General features: G+C 58.3%; 3 protein-coding genes and 1 pseudogene. 1 reads left to right on the forward strand and 3 read right to left on the reverse strand.

All coding sequences use genetic code 11. The annotated features are described in order from the left end of the window. The 3 genes and pseudogenes from H5U08_RS12425 to H5U08_RS12435 form a co-directional block, all read right to left on the reverse strand. Window positions 1-547 (reverse strand): annotated as a pseudogene (locus H5U08_RS12425) (hypothetical protein); the annotation flags it as partial. Between the two features lie 5 nt (window positions 548-552). Beyond that, window positions 553-1,647: a cyclic dehypoxanthinyl futalosine synthase gene (gene mqnC, locus H5U08_RS12430; RefSeq protein WP_297033507.1), complete on the reverse strand. Its 1,095-nt coding sequence runs from the start codon at window positions 1,645-1,647 to the stop codon at window positions 553-555. Beyond that, window positions 1,610-2,449, reverse strand: coding sequence for a menaquinone biosynthesis protein (locus H5U08_RS12435; RefSeq protein WP_297033510.1), 840 nt, complete (start codon window positions 2,447-2,449; stop codon window positions 1,610-1,612). Before H5U08_RS12435 ends, mqnC begins: the two co-directional genes overlap by 38 nt. Window positions 2,450-2,716: 267 nt before the next feature. Here H5U08_RS12435 and H5U08_RS12440 point away from each other — a divergent pair. Next, window positions 2,717-3,874: AAA family ATPase (locus tag H5U08_RS12440; protein ID WP_297033513.1), on the forward strand; the 1,158-nt coding region annotated here is incomplete at its 3' end.

The raw sequence follows: 3,874 nt of genomic DNA on the forward strand, positions 1-3,874 counted from the left end.
TGCGAAGATTGGCCACTAGCCTGTACATCCGCTCGCGAATCACTTCCACGGCCGCAATGCGTCCCCGATTTTGCATACGTGCCGCAATAAAGCATGTTTTGCCGCCGGGCGCAGCCGCCAGGTCAAGAATCTCCTCGCCCGGCTGTGGGTCCAACACGTGGACGGCCAACATGCTGGAGAGGTCCTGAATGTACAGCCGTCCCTCGGCAAACGCCGGCGCATGACTGAGCACATCCCGCGTGGACGGTGGTGCCAGATAGGCTTCAGGCAACCACTCCACTTTTTTGAATGACACGGCCAGCTCGGCCAGTTCTCTTTCCAGTGCTGCCCGATCGCTTTTCAGAGTGTTGACCCGAAAACCAACAAATTTCGAGCCAACAAAGCTTGACAAGCAGCCTTCAAGGCATGCGTCTGGCACAATTTTTCTCAGCCGCGCGACAAACTGGGCCGGTAATTGGGAAACGGCCGATTCCAGGTCGTTCAGGCACGGAGAGGCCGGGGTGGTTCGTGAGTCAGGGGGTTTTCCTTCATCAGTATGGCCGTGCATCCCCTTCACTCGTCGAGCAGTTCGTAGAACACGTTGCGACGGCGGGGAACGTAACCGGCCTGCGAGATAAGCAGCCGCAGTTCCTGCTCTGACGTTCGGAAGTGGGTGCCCGCCGCAGCGACGACGTTTTCTTCGATCATCAAACTGCCCATATCGTTGGCGCCAAACCACAGCGAGAGCTGACCGATTCGCGCACCTTGTGTGACCCAGCTTGCCTGAATGTTGGGAATGTTATCCAGATACAGCCGCGCGACGGCAAGTGTCCGCAGGTAGTCGAAAGCGCCGTGTTTCGGAACGTGCTCCATCTCCGTGTTTTTGGGCTGGAACGTCCAGCAAATAAACGCCGTGAAGCCGCCCGTCTCATCTTGAAGATCACGAATCCGGCGAAAATGGGTGATGCGGTCGGCCAACGACTCCACGTGGCCGAACATCATGGTGGCCGTCCCGCGACCGCCCAAACGGTGCCAGGCGCGGCAAACGGCCAGCCAACCGTCGGTGTCGACCTTCGCGCGGGCCAGTTGTTTTCTCACGGAATCGACAAGGATCTCCGCCCCGCCGCCGGGCAAGCTCCCCAACCCTGCCTCCTTCAAACGGCCGAGAACCTCTTCCAGACTCAGTCGGGACATCCGAGCGAAGAAATAGATTTCCGGCGGGCTGAAACCGTGAATATTAATCTGCGGATATTTCGCCTTAATCGTCCGCAAGAGGTCCTCGTACCAATGGAGCGGGAGCTTCGGGTTGAGACCACCCTGCAAGAGGATTTGATCCCCTCCAAGCGCGAGAGTCTCCTCGATTTTTCGGAAGAGCGTCTCATAATCGATGACGTAGGCCTCGGAATCGCCAGGCTTGCGATAAAATGCACAAAATCGGCATCCAGCGACACAAACGTTCGTGTAGTTGATGTTCCGATCGATGTTGTACGTACGGTAGGGTTCGGGGTGAAGTCGCCGGGAAACCTCCCAGGCAGCTTCCCCAAGCTGGGAGAGATTTCCCTTTTCCAGAAGCGTCAGCGCTTCCTCGTCGCTCAATCGCTTGCCACCGACGGCCCGATCGAGAATCCGATCAACGGATGACCCGCAGCCGTCCGTTTGCCGGGACAAATCCGTACTTTGCCGCCAATCTGCCAAACAGGTCGAGGGATTCATGCTCTTTTGGACCCATCGTGAAATGGAGGTTTCTCGTCAGGTACTCGTAACACAACGTGTGGGGAAGCCCCAACTCTTCGGCAGCCTTCCTAGCAATGATATCCAGTACGGCCAGTCCTCGGTCCCGAGCAGCGGCGAAAATCCGGGCAATTTCCGTCCAGTCGCGGTCTGCCGGGCGTGCCACCCAAACGGCAAACACCAGAGGAAGTCCGGTCCAGGAGCACCATTCCGCCGCGAGATCGTGCGCGTAGGGAAGCGGCGGTTTCTTGACGGTCATCGCCCGATCACCAATCATCAGAACCGCGTCACAATCCAGGCTAGCAGGATCATCGCCCAGCCGCAACTCGCGCACCTCGGGAAAAACCCCGTATTTTTCTGCGAGAAGGATTCGCGAGACCGCAGCGCTGGTTCTCGAAGCAGCGTCCAATGCTAGTGTTTTGATCTGGTCCAGCGGAACGCGACTGAAAATGACCACGCTCCGGGCAAAATCCGCTGCCGCGATACACGCGTCCGAGAGCACGACGTAATCAGGGGAACGAAAGGCCTCGATGGCCGGTACGATGGCCACGTCCAGCTCTTCTGCAGCCAACTGCGACGCCAACCGACTGGGCACGTCGAAGGAAATTCGGGCCCAGGGACATAAGGCTGGCAACGCCCAAATGAGCGGCCTGGCATTGAGGTAAACAACACCCCCAACGCGGAGGGGCGATGTCCCAGCCAGCGACCGTTCTGAATCCTCTCGATGAAGCTCTGACATCTCTGCAGCAGTCGCGATAAAACCCTCGTTTTGAGCACCCCGTCACACCGTCACGCCATGGCGTCGAAGCGGGTGGTACGGTTTTTGATGGAATGAGCTTCGACGAAAGAATACGGCGGGCATTCTCGCAAGCTATGTTTTACTACGGAGGATGCTCTGGCAGATGGCGAACGGGACAGAAAATCTACGTTAGCACAGCAGCCTGGTAAGTCAACATTGGCTGGAGCTTGGATAGTTCCTCAACAAAAGGCGGAGCCGGAGATGGGAATGACGCCGCTCACTGGGCAATCAGCCGGCCAGCATTCATCGGACGACCGCAAATTCGACGAGCTCGTGGAACGCCTGCACCGTCTAGTCGGCGCACGGGCGGCAACCGTGGAAGAAGCGAGACCGCCGCAACGCGAATCACCCCGAATGGACGCGTTATCGTCAAAATCCTTGGAAGAGTGGGCGGAAACGGAATTCGTGCCGGTCGAGCCGGATACCCTGGAAGAGGCCCAGCTTACCGAAAGCGAGGTTGAAGCCCTGATCTTGAAGTTTCTGCTCAACACTGGCGACGCCACGGGACGTCAGATCGCCGATCAGGTGAAACTCCCGTTCAAAATCATCGATCCTCTGATGCGCCGGATGAAGGGCGATCGCCTGGTCGTTCATCGGTCCGATGCCCCCATGAACGACTATGTGTACGAACTAACGGAGCTCGGCCGGGAACGGGCCAGGCGTTATGCCGAGCATTGCACCTATTTTGGCGCGGCCCCCGTCTCCCTGAGAGACTACGTGGCCAGTGTCGCCGTGCAGTCCATGACGAAACAGCGTCCGACCCAGGACGATCTGCGCCGCGCCCTGGAAGGCCTCGTCATCAGCGAGGAGATGCTTAACCGGCTGGGACCGGCAGTCAACTCCGGTCGTGGACTCTTTCTCTACGGGGCACCCGGAAACGGCAAAACGACAATCGCCGAGCGGGTGACGGCTGCGTTTGGGCCTTACATCTGGATACCCCGGGCGATCGGCGTGGACGGAGAGATTATTCGGGTGTTTGACCCGGTGAATCATTTCGAGGTGCCGCTTCCCGACCCGGAGGGGCTTTTGGACACCCGGCACATCGACAGGCGTTGGGTTCGCATCCGACGACCTACGATCGTCGCCGGGGGCGAATTGACGATGTCCGCTCTCGAGGTTACCCTCAACACCTCAACGGGGATCTGCGAGGCCCCTCTTCAGATGAAGAGCAACTGTGGAACGCTTGTCATCGACGACTTTGGTCGTCAGAGAATGCCTATCCAGGAACTCCTCAATCGCTGGATTGTCCCGTTGGAGCGTCGATACGACTTCCTGAACCTTCCCAACGGGAAAAAGATCACCGTGCCGTTCGACCAGCTCATCATCTTTTCCACGAACCTCGAACCCCGGGAACTGGTAGACGAA

Source organism: Thermogutta sp. (genome assembly GCF_014359955.1).
Classification (GTDB): Bacteria; Planctomycetota; Planctomycetia; order Pirellulales; family Thermoguttaceae; genus Thermogutta.